The organism is Flagellimonas iocasae (genome assembly GCF_042682725.1).
GTDB lineage: Bacteria > Bacteroidota > Bacteroidia > Flavobacteriales > Flavobacteriaceae > Flagellimonas > Flagellimonas iocasae.
On sequence record NZ_JBHUHU010000001.1, the window covers coordinates 541659 to 558652 of the forward strand.

General features: G+C 42.8%; 16 protein-coding genes. 10 read left to right on the forward strand and 6 right to left on the reverse strand.

Annotated elements, in window-relative coordinates; genetic code table 11:
- Positions 1–13: 13 nt before the first annotated feature.
- The gene (locus tag ACFSJE_RS02410) at positions 14–622 is read right to left on the reverse strand and encodes a 3-keto-disaccharide hydrolase (protein ID WP_379829383.1); all 609 of its coding nucleotides are present in this window, start codon (positions 620–622) and stop codon (positions 14–16) included.
- 152 nt (positions 623–774) lie between these two features.
- On the opposite strand from ACFSJE_RS02410, the gene ACFSJE_RS02415 reads away from it, so the two are divergent.
- Positions 775–942: a hypothetical protein gene (locus ACFSJE_RS02415; protein ID WP_379829384.1), complete on the forward strand. Its 168-nt coding sequence runs from the start codon at positions 775–777 to the stop codon at positions 940–942.
- On the opposite strand, the gene ACFSJE_RS02420 is transcribed toward ACFSJE_RS02415, so the two are convergent.
- Both ACFSJE_RS02420 and ACFSJE_RS02425 read right to left on the reverse strand, forming a co-directional pair.
- Positions 939–2384, reverse strand: coding sequence for a M14 family zinc carboxypeptidase (locus ACFSJE_RS02420; protein ID WP_379829385.1), 1446 nt, complete (start codon positions 2382–2384; stop codon positions 939–941). The genes ACFSJE_RS02415 and ACFSJE_RS02420 overlap by 4 nt on opposite strands.
- A gap of 4 nt (positions 2385–2388) precedes the next feature.
- Complete coding sequence (locus ACFSJE_RS02425) at positions 2389–3105, reverse strand: peptidoglycan recognition protein family protein (protein WP_379829386.1); 717 nt, start codon at positions 3103–3105, stop codon at positions 2389–2391.
- 40 nt (positions 3106–3145) lie between these two features.
- On the opposite strand from ACFSJE_RS02425, the gene ACFSJE_RS02430 reads away from it, so the two are divergent.
- Both ACFSJE_RS02430 and ACFSJE_RS02435 read left to right on the forward strand, forming a co-directional pair.
- On the forward strand, positions 3146–4090 hold the full coding sequence (locus tag ACFSJE_RS02430; protein ID WP_379829387.1) for a DUF6807 domain-containing protein: 945 nt from the start codon (positions 3146–3148) through the stop codon (positions 4088–4090).
- A complete protein-coding gene (locus tag ACFSJE_RS02435; RefSeq protein ID WP_379829388.1) occupies positions 4080–4958 on the forward strand; it encodes an alpha/beta hydrolase in 879 nt (292 codons plus the stop codon). The genes ACFSJE_RS02430 and ACFSJE_RS02435 overlap by 11 nt, the downstream gene beginning before the upstream one ends.
- A 7-nt stretch (positions 4959–4965) precedes the next feature.
- On the opposite strand, the gene ACFSJE_RS02440 is transcribed toward ACFSJE_RS02435, so the two are convergent.
- Positions 4966–5367: a 3D domain-containing protein gene (locus ACFSJE_RS02440; RefSeq protein WP_379829389.1), complete on the reverse strand. Its 402-nt coding sequence runs from the start codon at positions 5365–5367 to the stop codon at positions 4966–4968.
- Between the two features lie 46 nt (positions 5368–5413).
- Positions 5414–6286: a pirin family protein gene (locus tag ACFSJE_RS02445; protein WP_379829390.1), complete on the reverse strand. Its 873-nt coding sequence runs from the start codon at positions 6284–6286 to the stop codon at positions 5414–5416.
- Between the two features lie 50 nt (positions 6287–6336).
- Between ACFSJE_RS02445 and ACFSJE_RS02450 the strand changes: the two genes are divergently transcribed.
- Positions 6337–7671, forward strand: a complete 1335-nt coding sequence (locus ACFSJE_RS02450) for a serine hydrolase domain-containing protein (protein ID WP_379829391.1) — start codon at positions 6337–6339, stop codon at positions 7669–7671.
- Positions 7672–8049: 378 nt separating this feature from the next.
- Here ACFSJE_RS02450 and ACFSJE_RS02455 read toward each other — a convergent pair whose 3' ends face one another.
- Complete coding sequence (locus tag ACFSJE_RS02455; protein WP_379829392.1) at positions 8050–8934, reverse strand: 1,4-dihydroxy-2-naphthoyl-CoA synthase; 885 nt, start codon at positions 8932–8934, stop codon at positions 8050–8052.
- Positions 8935–9001: 67 nt separating this feature from the next.
- Here ACFSJE_RS02455 and ACFSJE_RS02460 point away from each other — a divergent pair, with 67 nt between their 5' ends.
- The 6 genes from ACFSJE_RS02460 (at position 9002) to ACFSJE_RS02485 (ending at position 16993) form a co-directional block, all read left to right on the forward strand.
- Positions 9002–9376 (forward strand): hypothetical protein, encoded by a 375-nt coding sequence (locus ACFSJE_RS02460; protein WP_379829393.1) that lies wholly within the window; start codon positions 9002–9004, stop codon positions 9374–9376.
- Positions 9377–9445: 69 nt separating this feature from the next.
- Positions 9446–10612, forward strand: a complete 1167-nt coding sequence (locus tag ACFSJE_RS02465) for a metallophosphoesterase (protein ID WP_379829394.1) — start codon at positions 9446–9448, stop codon at positions 10610–10612.
- Positions 10613–10792: 180 nt separating this feature from the next.
- Complete coding sequence (locus ACFSJE_RS02470) at positions 10793–13657, forward strand: glycosyl hydrolase 115 family protein (protein ID WP_379829395.1); 2865 nt, start codon at positions 10793–10795, stop codon at positions 13655–13657.
- A gap of 43 nt (positions 13658–13700) precedes the next feature.
- Positions 13701–15383: an N-acyl-D-amino-acid deacylase family protein gene (locus tag ACFSJE_RS02475; protein ID WP_379829396.1), complete on the forward strand. Its 1683-nt coding sequence runs from the start codon at positions 13701–13703 to the stop codon at positions 15381–15383.
- Between the two features lie 12 nt (positions 15384–15395).
- On the forward strand, positions 15396–15992 hold the full coding sequence (locus ACFSJE_RS02480) for a hypothetical protein (protein WP_379829397.1): 597 nt from the start codon (positions 15396–15398) through the stop codon (positions 15990–15992).
- Positions 15993–16105: 113 nt separating this feature from the next.
- A complete protein-coding gene (locus tag ACFSJE_RS02485; protein ID WP_379829398.1) occupies positions 16106–16993 on the forward strand; it encodes a carbon-nitrogen hydrolase in 888 nt (295 codons plus the stop codon).
- The last annotated feature ends 1 nt before the right edge of the window (position 16994 follow it).

A 16994-nucleotide genomic window follows, 5' to 3' on the forward strand; every position in this document is an offset into this window, starting at 1 on the left:
TGGGCTTTTTTGTTTAGTCTACATTCAATCGTGTCAACTTGATGTTCCGCCATTTTACGCGAATTCCACCACCATCATGAATCTGAAGGGCGATGGCGCCTTTCCCCTCACCTATTTTTTCATCCTCCAGATGCACCATCTGTATGCCATTCAGCCAAGAGGTAATGTTAGAGCCTTCAGCACGAATCTTTAGGGTGTTCCATTCCCCCATTTTAAGGTTTTTGTCCTTTTCTGGGGCGGGTTTTATCAACCAACCACGTCCGTAGGATTCATAAATACCTCCGGTATCCTTTCCTGGAGGCGCAACTTCCACTTGCCATCCGCTTACTTTGGTGCCTTCAAAAGTGGAACGGATAAAGACCCCGCTGTTGCCATCGGCTTCTTGCTTGAATTCCAATGTCAATTCAAAATCATCATAAAAATCAACGGTGGACAAGTAGCCATATTCTGCCTTAGGGCCGCTTTCGCAAATCAGCTCGCCATTTTCAACGAACCATTTCTCTTCGCCATGGTTGACCCATCCGTCTAGATTTTCACCGTTGAACAAGTTAATAGTTGTTTCCTGTGCCCAAGTGCATTGTAAGGCAATCAGGAGCAAAGTTGTAAAAGTTAGTTTTCTCATAATTGTTTAAATCTGGGCAAGAAATTACTGGAAATCTTTGTGAAAGTAGCCAAAACGTAGGGTTTTTAGACCGATAGTTGTTTATAGTATATAGACGACAACTATGAACATCCTAATGACCCAAGGAAAAGTTTAACTTAAAATGACATGTGATGGATGTAGTAAAAGAAATTATCGACAATAGTGCCATAGGTCCATTTTCCAATGGATTTAAAAGTGTAGTGCTTTCCTTATTCGCTTCAATTGTTTGTGCATTGCTCGTAATGTTAACCATTTTGATTCTTAATGGCTCAAGCATTACGTTCCATTACGGATACTAACGAAAGATTAGCGCGTTGCCAAACTTCTGCTCTCCGAGAGGTTTGGATAAATCCAATAAGAAACCATTGATGACCGCGTGGGTTATTTTCCCTTCCTTTTCCAGAAAAAAGGTAGGATTCACCCCTGGTTGCAGGTTGAAGTTATTCAATTTAAAAGTCAAACTGGTTTTATGAACCGGTTGATTCACAGAAAATCCGGTTTCTGGAAGCATCGTCTTTGCAAAAGCAATGCCCTGTAGCAATAGGTCTTTTGTGCTTTGATTATTACCCATGTTAGCCGCCTTTGGAGGCACAATTGTATATCCCGAGGCATCAAATGTTTCATACCCATAAAATGTGGAAAGGTCACCTTGATCATCAACCACACTTTTGTAATAAAAATCGTTGTGCCCTTTTAGATCGACCTCATTTCTTAGGATTCCCAAATCCAAAATATAATCGTTTCCTAAAAGTTCATAGGTGACATTTTCAATTTTCAGGTCGAAAAGTTTACGGTCGTTATGCGGGATTTTCTCGTAATCTTCCACTGGAATATTTTTATAGCTGCCATTGGCAATGGTATACAACGCTGAAAGAATGGAGACATAGTTGAGTTTCCGAATTTCCTGCTTTTCTGGGTCATTGGTATATCCTCCAGACTCAATTAGAATAAGGCTGGTTCCCCATTTGGCTATATTGTCACCAAAAGCGCGGGGTTCAAAATCGTCACTGTATCGTCCCACTTGGCCTGGTGCATAGTTTTGGATGATTTTGTTCATGTACACTATCACCTTCATGGCATTCGCCCGAACGTCATTGATGTCCTTTTCATAGTTAAAAGCAGTGGCCAAATAGGAAATGGTGGCCGGTTTATCCGTCAATTCCGCATTATAATAGGTGCTTTGGTCGTGAAGGTTGAACCCAAAATCAGCATCCAAACTATCCCGGATACGCTTTAAAGCCCGCCCTTCGGGTGATTGTAACCGCAATGCATCACGGTTGATATCGATGCCTAATGCATTTCTGCGTTGAAACACTTCTGCTCCATCTGGGTTTACCATGGGTAAAAAGTGCAATTTCAATTTGGAAAGGATTTCGCTCTTCTCTTCCTCAAAATCGGAAGAATCCAAAAAATGGAGAATATCAAAAATGGCCTGGGTGGCAGTGGGCTCGTTCCCGTGCATCTGTGACCATAAAAACACATTGATGTCCCCCGTTCCAATGCTAATGAGGCTCAAATCGCGACCTTCAATAGACTCCCCTACTTTTTGCACCTCAAACTTGGGATTGGCCCTGAACTGCTGAATCAAAGGTTGAATTTCACGGTGTTTTATGCGGCGTTCCGCTAAGGATGGCTCCTTATACTTTTCATACGTTTCATAGAGTTTGGAAGTAATCGGGTCCTGACCTTGCATTGAAAATGTCAACAATGTCATTACAATAGGAAACAGTCTTTTAAGCATAGTTTTATTTTGTTGGAACAGGTTTAAAGTTAAATTTTTTCGTCGCTTTTCGAACTTTTTTCATGAAATCCATGCCGGGGTCGGTTTTTGTGGTGCGGTAGCCATCATCAACTTCGAGCCAAAGCGGGTGCCCCTCAAACTGGGTGTATTCTTGGTGGCCTATAACATATTCTATATTGTATTTGGACCCTAAATACTTTACCAAAAAGATGTTCGATTTCAATTGGTGTTTGGTCAAGGGTAGTCCTTCTCCTCCCCCTACGTTCTCAATCCCAATGGCGCAGTGGTTCAGACCAATCGTGTGCCGTGCCATCACTGTTTCGGGCATCAATCGATAAATGGTGCCGTCACGGTCTACTAAAAAATGGGAAGACACATTCAATCCGCTTACATTTTCCAAATCGGGTCGCCAGTTGGGCAAGGTAGACCTATTAAAAGCGGCAAAGGATTTTTTTAACGTTGGAATGGCCGTCCAATGCAGCACAATCATTTTGGGAACAATGGTCGTGCTGTCTTGCTCCAATCCATAGCGTTGGGCCAAATATTCTTTGGTGAGTTCAATCCGTTGCTCATCAAAAATAATAGGAATATCCACTATTTCTTTTTGAACGGTACATGAAATAAAAAGAATTCCTGAAATGACCAGTAGGCCTATTTTTTTCAAGGAAAATTGAAATGAAACCATGCCCAAATGTAACCCAAAATCGAAAATTCGGTCCATTATTATTTAATATCTTTAGAAGCATCAACAACCTTTATCCATGAACTATTTTCTTCCGCTTGTCGCAATCACATTCATTTTGATGACATCCTGTAGCAAGAATCCGTATGCATCCCGAAAGGAGTCTGGAAGTCTGGTCTTATCCATTTCAGACAACGATATCCTCTCCTATCAATATGCAACCATGCCACCACCAGAAGGGGTTGATTCCGTCTTTCATCGGAGTGGATTTATTCATCCGCTCAAAACTTTGGGAGGTCATACCATAACGGCCATACATCCGGAGGACCATTATCATCATTTTGGGGTATGGAATCCTTGGACGCGCGTGGTTTATGAGGGAGACACCATCGATTTTTGGAATATTGGGGATAAAAAAGGGACGGTACGGTTCAAAGAGTTCAAAAAAATTGGGGACAATACCTTTAGCACCCATCATGAGCATGTGGTATTGAAAAGCAAACCTGAAAAAGTGGCACTCAATGAAATCCAAACGGTCACCGTTAACGAATTGGATGACAAAGCCTATATTTTGGATATTAACATTGAGTATCAGACCACGGACAGTGATTTTAAGCTCATTGAATACCGATATGGAGGTTTTTCTATCCGCGCCACAAAAGAATGGACAGATGCCAATAGTGAGATTTTGACATCAGAAGGCATATCCCGTGAAAATGTGGATGGGTCCTTGGCCCAATGGTGTTTGGTACAAGGTGACTTAGGAAATGAACATGGCGGTTTTTTATTGATGTCCAACCCCAACAACTACAACCATCCGGAACCATTGCGGATTTGGCCAAAGGAAATGCACGATGGCTATATTTTTGTGAATGTTTGCCCCATCAAAACCAAAGACTGGGTGATGAAAGCCAACAATACCTATCACTTGCAATACCGTATCGTGGTTTTTGATGGCGAAATGGATGCGCTTCAAGCAAAAGGTTTATGGGATTCTTATAATCAACAAGAACATGAAAACTAATATCAGTTTAGTCGCAGGCATATTGTCCTGCTTTTTTCTGAATGCCCAAAGTGAGTATCAGTTGGGGGCCAATTCCCAAGTACAGGAGAATGTTCCTAAAGGAACGGTGGTTAAAAAAGTTTGGGAGAGTACAGTTTTTCAGAATACTATTCGAGATTATTACGTTTATGTTCCAGCTCAGTATGATGGCACCACAGAAGCTGCCCTAATGGTTTTCCAAGATGGACATGCCTATGTGAATTTGGAGGGAGATTACCGGGTCCCCACGGTTTTTGATAACCTGATTGCACAGCAAAAAATGCCGATTACCATTGGATTGTTCATCAACCCCGGTCATGATAAAGATGCACCGGAGGCTGAGAGTCCGTGGCGGGTGACGAATAGAAGCGTGGAATATGACGAAGTATCCGGCACATATGGTGATTTTTTACTTCAAGAAATGATTCCAGAACTCAAAAAGAGCTACAACATTTCCGATGACCCCAAAATGAACGCTGTTTGTGGTCTTTCTTCGGGTGGGATTTGTGCATTTACCGTTGCTTGGTTTCATACAGACCGCTTTCAAAAAGTCATGAGTCATATTGGAAGTTTTACCGATATCCGGGGAGGACATAATTATCCACCTATGATTCGCAAAAATGAGCCCAAAGACATTAAAGTTTTTCTGCAAGATGGCTCTGGTGACCTCAACAATCAATATGGAAATTGGTGGTTGGCCAATCTTCAGATGGAATCTGCCTTAAAGTTTAAAGGGTATAATTACAAGTTTGTGTCGGGTACCGGCGGTCACGATGGGGTTCATGCGGGCTCCATATTACCAGAATCTTTGGAGTGGCTATGGAGTGATGTAGCACCTAACCATCAGTAAAATTGAATCATTCAAGAGGAAGCGCATAGCAAATCATAAGTTTTTTGCGGCCCCATTCACGAGCTTTTTTTACATCCTTGCCCATATAGATGTCAATTCGGTTTCGCCAGCGATAGTGCATTTTATCCTTCACATAAAAGGTATCGGGAAATGTGTCAATTTTCACCATGGTGTTGTGCTTCAATCCCATTTTGATGAGGTCCCGGGAAACGGCAATACATTTCATGCCCGGTTTTAAGGTATCACCCCAAGCAGCGACAGAGGGATTAATACTATCCGTTTGCCAAAAGACAGAATTATAGGCAGAAGCCGTGACCTCATGCCCTATCCATTCATGGGTGGGTTTTTTAACCGGTTTTTGTCTGGCACAGGAAACCACCACAATTATGCAAAAGAGTAATTTCTTCAATAGGCGTTAGGAATGGTTGATTCCTAAAGATACATATTTCTTGGATTTACTCGGGCAACGGAACGTAGGTGTCATCGTTTTCCATCATAGGAAAGGTTTTGTTCCGCCACGCTTCTTTGGCGGCTTCAATTTTAGCCTTGCTGGAAGACACAAAATTCCAATAGATATGCCGTTCCTCCGGAAAAGGCTCCCCACCAAACAGTAATAAGTGGGTATTTGGCTGTAAAGTGATGTTGCAAGTGTCTTCTACTTTGGAAACCAAAATATTCCCTTTTTCCACCACTTCTCCGCAGGCTTCAATACTACCTTCCACAATACAAATCCCGATTTCACCTTTCAGTTTTCCATTCACATTTAAGGAATAGCTTTCCTCGTTTTTCACTTCCACCATAAATAATTCGGAATGTACGGGAACGGGTGATTCTTTTCCATATCCTTTTCCGGCTACCAACGTAAATTCAGCGGTCCCATCCATCCACTTTGGTAAATCAGCACCATCAATATGATGAAATTGGGGCTCCATTTCTTCCAATTCCTTTGGGAGAGCCACCCAAATCTGATAGCCATGTGCCGTGAAAATCGTTCCATCCCGCATATCTTCCGGAGTTCGTTCGGTATGGGTGACGCCTTTTCCAGCGGTCATCCAGTTCACGGAACCCGGCTTAATACGTTGTTCGGTACCCAAACTATCTTCATGCATAATCTCCCCTTCCAACATAAAGGTCAAGGTGGAGAGTCCCAAATGTGGATGCTGGTTTACATCCATATATCGTGCGGGTCCCAATTCGGTGGGTCCCATGTGGTCAATAAAAATGAAGGGGCCTATCATTCGTTTTTTCCGAAATGGGATAAGTCGACCCACCAAAAAATCGCCAATATCCCTGCTGCGTTCTTCTATGATTAATCCAATGTTGGACATGTCTTTTATGTTTATATTTAAAAGCAGAAAGTTACGACAAATCCAAAACCATGAAACTACTTAAGCGCATTTTACTGCTCCTATTGATTGTAATTGGAGTGGTTGTTTATTTGAATTATCCCAAATTGAACATAATCTCTGGATATGCGGCCAAGAATGTGGCCTCCGGAGTCTATGTGGCCGGCCGTTCCGAAGCATCAATGAACCTGAATGACAACAATGTTCCCTTGGTGGAATTGGCAACCACTGAGGTAAATGAGGCTGAAAAATCAGCTTCTTCCACGGTGTACGGTCTTATGAAACGCACCGCTGTTTATCGAGACGGATTAGGTTCCGTTCTCATTAATGATGAATACGACCCCAGCAAACTTACCATTCGACCTCAACGGAATTTTGCCAAAGACACCATTCCTTATCCATTTGGGCAAGCTGCCCCGTTGGATTCTATTTTGCCCGAAGTTGATATGGACCAAATCAATCAAGCTTTGGCAGTGGCTTTTGCCAATCCCGAAATTCAAAAAACACGGACCTTTCTAATTCTATACAAAGGTCATTTGATTGCTGAAAAATATATTGATGGATTTGATAAAGACACTCCTATTTTGGGGTGGTCCATGACCAAAAGTGTTTTGGCAACTTGCTTCGGGATTTTGGAACATCAAGGAAAATTGGAAATGGATTGGCCAGCTCCTATTGCTGAATGGAAGGATGATGACCGCAAAGACATCACCCTAAACCATTTGCTGCGTATGCAAAGCGGATTGAAATGGGACGAAGACTACACGGGAATATCAGACGTTACTAAAATGCTGTTTTTGGATAGCGACATGACCCAAATGCAGAAAGAGAAAGAAGCTATTGCGAAACCCACCGAGATTTGGAACTATTCCTCGGGATCCACCAATTTACTTTCAGGGATTCTCCGGCAGCAGTTTCGAAGCCATCAAGAATATTTGGATTTCCCGTATGATGCCTTGATTGACAAAATTGGAATGTATTCCATGGTGTTGGAGGCTGATATTGCTGGAAATTATGTGGGTTCTTCCTATTCATGGGCCAGCACCCGCGACTGGGCCCGTTTTGGACAATTGTATTTGGATAGAGGCATCTGGAACGGGGAGCAAATCTTTGATTCAGAGTGGGTGGATTACATCACTACCCCTACTCTACACTCTGATGGCACTTACGGTGCACACTTTTGGTTGAATGCTGAGGGAAAATATCCCAATGTTCCCAAAGACTTGTTTTCCTGCAATGGTTATCAAGGACAATATGTGTTCGTGATTCCATCCAAGGATTTGGTGGTGGTGCGCACTGGACTTGCCGAGGAACCCGAATTTGATGTAAATCGAGTTTTGAAAGCTGTAGTTGATGCGATTCACTAAAGCAGGTAATTCAATCTATGGCTGTTTTTCGGTGAAAATTAGGCTATAAAGCTGATTTTCATTGCATTGAAACACTCGATGAACTCTTCGAAAAATGGGATGACTTACAAAAACGCTTCCCAACGCCACAACAATAGGGTATTTCACAACAATAATTTCATTTGTGGAGGGTCTGGTGCTACTTTTACAATGTAATTAAAAACGAAAGTAATTTTTTCATTTTCATATAGTGTTCTCGTAAAAGAGTCTTGACCTAACGGCAAGGCTCTTTTTGGTTTATAGCCTTTCCTATCTCAGTCCGACACTAATTTCACAAATCGAACGAATACTAGTTGACTTCCAGCATTGTTTATTGTCCAATGAAAATTGTCCATTGGATTACGGAATCCATTTATTCTTCCCAAAGTTGGGTTTTCGTTTTTCCAGAAAGGCATTTCTACCTTCAATGGCCTCATCCGTCATATAGGCCAATCGTGTGGCCTCTCCTGCAAAAACCTGTTGTCCCACCATGCCATCATCTGTAAGATTCATGGCAAACTTGAGCATTTTTATGGACGTTGGTGATTTGGCCAACACTTCTTGCGCCCACTGATAGGCGGTATCTTCCAATTCATCATGGGGAATTACGGCATTTACCATACCCATTTCAAAAGCTTCTTGTGCGGAATAGTTTCGGCCTAAAAAGAAAATCTCACGCGCTTTTTTCTGTCCCACCATTTTGGCCAAGTAAGCAGAACCATAGCCCCCATCAAAACTCGTGACATCGGCATCGGTTTGTTTAAAAATGGCATGTTCCTTACTGGCCAAGGTCATATCGCAGACCACATGAAGGCTATGTCCACCACCAACGGCCCACCCTGGAACCACAGCGATGACGACTTTAGGCATAAAACGGATAAGTCGCTGTACTTCCAAAATGTTCAAACGATGGTAGCCGTCATCTCCCACATATCCTTTATGCCCCCTAGCCTTTTGGTCACCTCCACTGCAAAAAGCCCATTTGCCATCCTTGCTCGATGGTCCTTCTGCAGAAAGCAAGACCACGCCAATGGAGGTGTCCTCTTGTGCATCGTAAAACGCTTTGTATAATTCACTGGTGGTTTTTGGTCGAAACGCATTACGTACATCGGGTCGGTTAAAGGCGATACGGGCAACGCCGTCACATTTTTTATAGGTAATATCCTCAAATTCCATGGCGGTCTGCCAGTTGGGTGATTTCATGTTATAATTATTTGATGTAACCACAAAATAACGGTTTTTCATTGAAGACAGCCTTACATTTGGAGGCAACCAATTCAAAAAACTGCATCATACGGTAAACCATTAGCGCATGAGAACTATTCTAATTCTATTCTGTGTCATTCTACTAACGGGCTGTTCCAATGATGATGAAGTCAATGAAGTGAATATACGTCTGTCCAATGTAAGTGACTTCAACTTTGAAAACATTGTCATAAATACATCCACGGGAATGGTGAACTTTGAGGATATTATTTCAGGAGAACAAACCGATTACAAGACCTTTGAGAAAGCGTATCGGTATGCCTTTGTTGAATTGGAAATTGATGGTGAAACGTACACGTTGCAGCCCTTTGATTATGTTGGTGAAGAGCCGTTGAAAAATGGAAATTACACCTATCAAATTGATGCCGATGTAACCCAAGAACAATATGGAAGCTTAAGTTTGACTTTGGTCGAGGACTGATTTTTAAATTGTAAGTAAAAAATCAACTAAAACTCGGTATCTTACTTATTCATAAAAGTAGGAAACCTGATGAAAGCATTTTTTACTCTTCTCACCCTTTGTGTTTCGTTCACAGCCTTTTCCCAAAACACAACTATTACTGGGGTAGTTTTTGAGGACTCTAACGGCAACGGAATCAAAGATTCCATGGAAAAGGGAATCGAAGGTGTGGTGGTTTCGGACCAATTGAATACTATCACAACGAATGGTGATGGCGTTTATGAGCTTATATCAACCTCAGAACTCCCTTATGTTTTTGTTTCCCAGCCAACTGGATTTTCGGGGACATTATATCAGCCAAAAGCTAGCAAAGTCATTTTTCCGCTTTCAAGAACAAAAGACCAGAAGAATTTTCGATTTATTCATGCATCGGACACCCATGTAGATTCCCTCAATCTACCACGTATGGCACGTTTTCGGGAATTGGTGGATTCTATTGGAGTGGATTTTGTGATTGTTACCGGCGATTTGATTCGGGATGCCCTTCGCGTAAATGAGGAGACCGCCAGCAATTATTACAAAATGTTTCTTCAGGAAATTGGAAAACTAAAAGTTCCAGTGTACAGTGTGGTTGGGAACCATGAATTGTTTGGAATTGAGCGAGATAAATCTTTGGTAAGTTCTGAGCATCCGTTGTATGCCAAAAAGATGTATCGTCACTTCTTGGGGCCAGATTACTATTCCTTCAACTATGGAGGCATTCATTTTGTGGCGATTGATGGAGTTGATTATCAAAACCTTTATTATTATGGTGGTGTGGATTCGCTTCAGTTGAAATGGTTGGAGAATGATTTAAAATCCCTACCAAAGGAAACTCCCGTTGTAACCTTCAATCACATTCCCTTTGTTTCTCCAGGATTTTCTTTTCAAGATTATGACAATCATATTTTCTATGGCCCACAATTGCTGGAACAGGATGGGAAATTGGAACACCGCCACATTGTCTATAATTTTGAGGAAGTCAAAAAACGCATTGGAAGCCACCCCTACCCTTTGGCGCTTTCAGGGCATTATCATTCCGCACAGGAAGGAAAAATTATGGGAACGGACACAAAATTTGTGCAGACCTCTGCCATAACCCGCCCTGATGAATATGAATACAATGGTTTTAAAATGAAATCGGGTTTTACGGTGTATGAAGTTAAGGATGGACAGATATTTTCCAGCAAATTTATACCATTGAACCTACCGGACTGACCGCTTGTTTCAGTTATTTGAGCGTTTATAATCAATATGTTGAATACTTTTTCATTGGCATTTAGGTTGTAACAGCCAAACATTTTTTCGCTACAATGCGTATTTTGCGCAATCGATTGCGTATATTCGAACTAACAAACTAAATCTATTGCCAAATAGGTTCTTATCAGTCACATAAAAATGAAAAAACTATTTCTCGGGCTTTTTCTATTGCCTCTATTGTCCTACGCACAGTTAACTGTCAGCACTGCCAAGGATAACAAACATCCATTCCCTATTGTAAGTAAAAATGCTATGGCTACCCTTGTTTATGATGGCGCAGATGAAAAATTGATTGAAATCGCGGCCCTACTTCTGGCCAATGATATTGAAAAAGTAACCGGAAAAAGACCAAGCACAACAACATCTAACACTTCTTTGGACAAAAACCTTGTTGTTATTGGCTCGATTGGGCATAGTTCCTTTATTGACGGATTGATTGCATCCAAAAAAATTGATGTCAGTTCCATTGAAGGTCAATGGGAGCGATTCCTGATGCAAACGGTTAAAAATCCATTTCCCGGTGTATCCCAAGCCTTGGTTATTGCCGGAAGTGACAAGCGCGGTGCCGCCTTTGGCGTTTTTTCGCTTTCTAAAGAAATTGGGGTGTCTCCGTGGCATTTTTGGGCAGATGTTCCCGCAAAACAGCGGGATGCCATTTATGTGGAAAAAGGAAAGTATGTTTCCACTGCCCCTTCTGTGAAATATCGGGGTATTTTCTTGAACGATGAAGCTCCTGCCCTACGCGGATGGGCTGAGGAAACTTTTGGAGGCTTCAACCATAAATTCTATGAAAAGGTGTTCGAGCTTTTACTACGTAACAAAGCCAACTATTTGTGGCCAGCCATGTGGCAGCCTAGTGCTTTTGCAGACGATGACCCAGAAAATGCCCGTCTTGCAGATGAATATGGCATCGTTATTTCCACAAGTCACCATGAACCCCTGATGCGCGCCCATGATGAGTGGGACCGTTTTAAGGGAGGCGCTTGGAACTACGAAACCAATAAGGAAAAGCTTCAGGAATTTTGGCGCGGTGGAATCGAACGAATGGGAGATTATGAAAGTGTGGTGACCATGGGTATGCGTGGCGATGGCGATGAAGCCATGTCCGAAGAGACCGCCGTGGACCTCCTCAAAACGATCATTGAAGATCAACGGAAAATCATAGCCGATGTCACTGGCAAGCCTGCGCAAGAAACTCCACAGGTTTGGGCGATATACAAAGAGGTACAGGATTACTATGATAAAGGGTTACGGGTAGATGATGATATTTTGGTGCTGTATTGCGATGATAACTGGGGCAATGTGCGCATTCTTCCCAAAAAAGAAGATTTAAACCACTCGGGGGGCTACGGTATGTACTATCATTTTGATTTTGTGGGGGGACCCGTATCCTACAGATGGCTCAATGTCACCCAGTTGGAACGCACCTGGGAGCAGATGAATTTATCGTATGAATGGGGTGTTCAGGATTTATGGATTGTGAATGTGGGTGATTTAAAACCCATGGAGCTTCCTATCAGTTTTTTCTTGGATTTCGCTTGGAATACGGATGCCATCAGGGCAAAAGACCTTCCCAACTATTATGTGGATTGGGCCAAACAGCAATTTGGAGAAGAACATGCTGCTGAAATAGCTGAGATTTTATCACTCTATACCAAATACAACGCACGAAGAACCCCAGAAATGTTGAAACCTGACACCTACAGTCTTTTCAATTATCGGGAAGCGGAAACGATTGTGGACGACTATAAAAATTTGGTTGAGAAAAGTCAAGCCATTTACGATAAGCTTCCAGAGCAGTATAAATCTGCATTCTACCAATTGGTGCTTTCTCCGGTGGAATTGTGTAGCAATTTAAATGAAATGTATGTCGCTGCCGGAAAGAATGCTTTGTACGGCCAGCAAGGAAGGGCATCCACAAACAGCTATGGTGATAAAACAAAAGAGTTGTTCTTTAAAGATGAAGCCCTTACTAAGGAATTTCACGAAGAGTTGGAAGATGGAAAATGGAACCACATCATGGCACAGACCCATATTGGCTATACGAGTTGGAACAACCCGCAGTTCAATAAAATGCCGACGGTGTCCTATTTGCAAAATAGCCCAAGAGCCTCTCTTGGATATGTTGTGGAGCAAGGAAGCATAAGCCGATGGAACACTACTGGATTGTTCAGCCAGAGTTTTTCCACCTTCGACCCAATCAATGACCAACACTATTATTTGGAGGTTTTTAATCAAGGTGAAGAAGCACTGAACTATACGTTCACACCCAAGGATGACTGGGTAAAATTGTCAAAATCATCTGGTACAGTTCAGTTTGAGGAAAAGGTAATCGTTAGTATTGATTGGGATAAAGCGCCTCAAGAAAATACGACCAGTGAAATTAAAATTTCAGGATCAGGAAGAGAATTTACGGTCAAAGTCCCCTTCCGAAGAGATATTCCGGAAGCCATTGGTTTTGTAGAGAATAATGGTGTGATTTCTATCGATGCAGCCCATTTTTCTGAAAAGAAGGACACCAAGAATATCCATTGGACTATTGTGCCCAATTTGGGAAGGACTGATTCTTCGATTATGGTAGAACCGGCCAATGCAGAGCGTCAATCACCAAAGAACGCACCTTCGGTATCCTATGAGTTCACTGTTTTTGATGAAGCCAAGTTGGCTGTGGAGACGTACCTCTCCCCTACGCTGAATTACAAGAAAAATGAAGGGCTCAAATATGCCATTGCCATTGACGATGAAGAACCCCAAATTGTCAACATGCATGAGGGCGAAACCCAACCCGATTGGGAATATCCGGATTGGTGGAATAATTCGGTCACAGACCACATCAAAAAGAAACGTACCGAACACGAATCCATAAAACCTGGAAAACACACCTTGAAAATCTGGATGATAGACCCTGGCGTAGTATTCCAAAAATTCGTACTTGATTTAGGCGGATTGCGTCCCAGTTATCTAGGACCACCAGAAAGCAAAATCGTAGACAACAATAAGTAGGTAAAATTTCATAACTTGGTTATCTACCAACAAATAGCCAGTTATGAGACCATTTCAGCCGTTGCTTCTTTTCGCGTTTTTGATTGCTATCTCAAGTTGCAAGCAATCCCAAAACTTTGATGTTCTCATCAAGAACGGCACCATTGTGGACGGTTCGGGCGGGTTATCCTATGTTGGCGACATCGGAATCAATGCGGATACCATTGCCGCTATCGGGACACTGGAGAACGCCACAGGAAGTAAAGAAATTGATGCATCGGATTTGATTGTGGCGCCGGGATTCATCAATATGCTCAGCTGGGCTGTGGAGTCCCTTATTGAGGATGGTCGCTCTATGGGCGACATCAAACAGGGTGTCACTTTGGAAGTTTTTGGAGAAGGTTGGTCCATGGGGCCCCTTAATGAAACTATGAAGAAAGAGGAAAAGGAAAGCCAGGGAGACATCAAATTTGATATTGAATGGACCACGCTCAATGACTATTTAGAATACTTGACAACCAAAGGTATCTCACCCAATGTCGCTTCCTTTGTGGGTGCCACTACCCTTCGGGTACATGAGGTAGGTTATGAGAACAGGGCTCCAACCGCTGAAGAATTGGATGCCATGAAATTAATGGTACAACAGGCCATGGAAGATGGTGCGCTCGGCGTGGGTTCATCCTTGATTTACGCCCCAGCTTTTTATTCCAGCACGGAAGAACTTATTGAACTTTGCAAGGTTGCCGCTGAATATGATGGCATGTACATCAGCCATATCCGAAGTGAAGGTTCTCAATTATTAGAAAGTCTGGACGAGCTGATTAAAATCGCACATGATGCGGGGATTCGGGCTGAGATTTACCACCTCAAGCAAAGTGGCAAGGACAATTGGGATAAGTTTGATGCCGTGGTTCAAAAAGTGGATTCTGCCAGAGCTGCAGGATTGAGCATCACCGCCGACATGTACAATTACGTGGCCGGTGCCACGGGTTTGGATGCCTCCATGCCCCCATGGGTCCAAGAAGGGGGGTATGAAAAATGGGCAGAACGTTTGCAAGACCCGGCAATCCGAAAGAAAGTTATGGAAGAGATGCGAACTCCAACAGACGAATGGGAAAGCTTGATGCAGGCCGCAGGCGACCCCAGCAAAATCCTTTTGGCAGGTTTTAGGAACGACTCTTTAAAATATCTTACAGGAAAGACACTGAAAGAGGTGGCAGAAATGCGAGGACTATCCCCGGAGGAAACGGCTATGGATTTGGTCATTCAAGATGGTAGTCGTGTGGGAACCATTTATTTTTTAATGTCCGAGGAAAATGTAAAAAAGCAGATTGCTTTGCCTTGGATGAGCTTTGGTTCCGATGCAGGTTCGTTGGCCACTGAAGGTGTTTTTCTAAAATCAAGTACGCATCCGAGGGCCTATGGCAATGTAGCTCGATTACTCGGTAAATATGTCCGGGACGAAAAAGTCATTCCCATGGAAGAAGCCATTTACAAGTTGACCACTTTGCCCGCCACCAATTTAAAAATCAAGAAACGTGGAGCCCTTACCGAAGGTTATTTTGCAGATTTGGTGCTATTCGACCCAAACACCATTCAGGATAATGCCACTTTTGAGGAGCCACACCAATATGCCACGGGGATGCGGCACGTTTTTGTAAATGGCACACAGGTGTTGGAAAACGGAGAGCATACCGGAGCGTTTCCAGGCCAGGTAGTCCATGGGCCAGGGTATAAAAACGATTAATCACATCTAGGTATGAAGAAAACGATTCTAATCTTACTATTTCTCTTTCCAATGGTCTTTTGGAGTCAGTCAGAAAACAAGCAATTTGTTCTTTTTGATGTGGAATTCACTTATACCAAGGCAGATGCGGACAATTCCACGCCGAGTAAATCACATTACTACGTCACTGGAGATAAATTGAATCCTAATATTCCTAACGATTGGACCAGTCCAATTGATTACAGAAACGGTACGGTACATATTCGATTGGAAGTTTTAGAAAAGCCAGAAGGAAAGGAACCTACTAAATGGACGCTTTGTTATATCCCCAACAAAGGGCAAGGAAATGGGTATGGCTGCACGTCCACGGAATTATTTTTGGACGAGGGAATCTATGAGAAAGATGTTCCCATGACCGAGTTTTGGGAAAATGAGTCCATCATTTGGTCCGAAGGTATCAAACAGATGGATTTGGTCATCAAAGATGACAGTGGCGGCCAAGGTCATGCCCACAAACGCCCTGACCATGAAAAATTCTTTCCAACCAAAGTCCGGATTACCATGATTCAAGTGGCCAATGGAACTACGTATGACCCATCTCTACTCCCAAACCAACCTTCCGGGAAATGATGAAGGAGACAGTGGATATTTTAGCGAGGTAAATCCAGCAAAGTGGTAAAAAATATATCTTTATCCCTATTTTTAAGGCGTTCAAAATAAAACGCAAGACGAAACCCGATAGCATGAAAAAGAACACGTATACCATTGCGGTGGTACAGCTCAATCTTAATGATACTCCAGAAAATAATCTAAAAAAATGCACACAATGGGTGCGCGAAGCTGCCAAAAAAGGAGCTGAGGTCATCTCATTGCCCGAATTATACAGTAGCCACTATTTCTGTCAAAGTGAGGATACTGACAATTTTGCCCTGGCAGAGCCGCTTTACAGTACTTCTTTTGAAGCATTTAGTGCGCTGGCCAAGGAATTGGGAGTGGTAATCATTGTGCCGTTCTTTGAAAAGCGAATGGCCGGAGTTTATCACAATAGTGCCTATATTATCGATACAGATGGTTCTGAGGCCGGACTGTATCGCAAAATGCACATTCCAGATGATCCCCATTATTATGAAAAGTTTTATTTCACCCCGGGAGATTTAGGCTTTAAGACCATTCCTACCCAGAAAGGAAATATTGGAACCCTGATTTGTTGGGACCAGTGGTATCCAGAAGCAGCGCGGTTGACCGCTTTGCAAGGGGCTGAGGTACTCTTTTACCCTACCGCGATTGGCTGGCATCCCAAGGAGAAAGAAGAATTTGGAGCGAACCAACAAGGCGCTTGGATGAACGTGATGCGAGGTCATGCCGTAGCGAACGGTGTTTATGTTGCCGCTGCGAACCGAATCGGTTTGGAAAAATATTTGCCAGATACGGACGGCATCCAATTTTGGGGCTCCTCTTTTATTTGCGGACCTCAGGGTGAAATTCTAGCGCAAGCCTCTCAGGATAAAGAAGAAATTTTAATGGCTGAAGTAGATTTGGCCCTACAGGAAAATGTGCGTCAAAATTGGCCATTTTTGCGAGACCGCAGAATTGACATGTACGGCGGAATCACCAAACGAGCCATTGATTAAC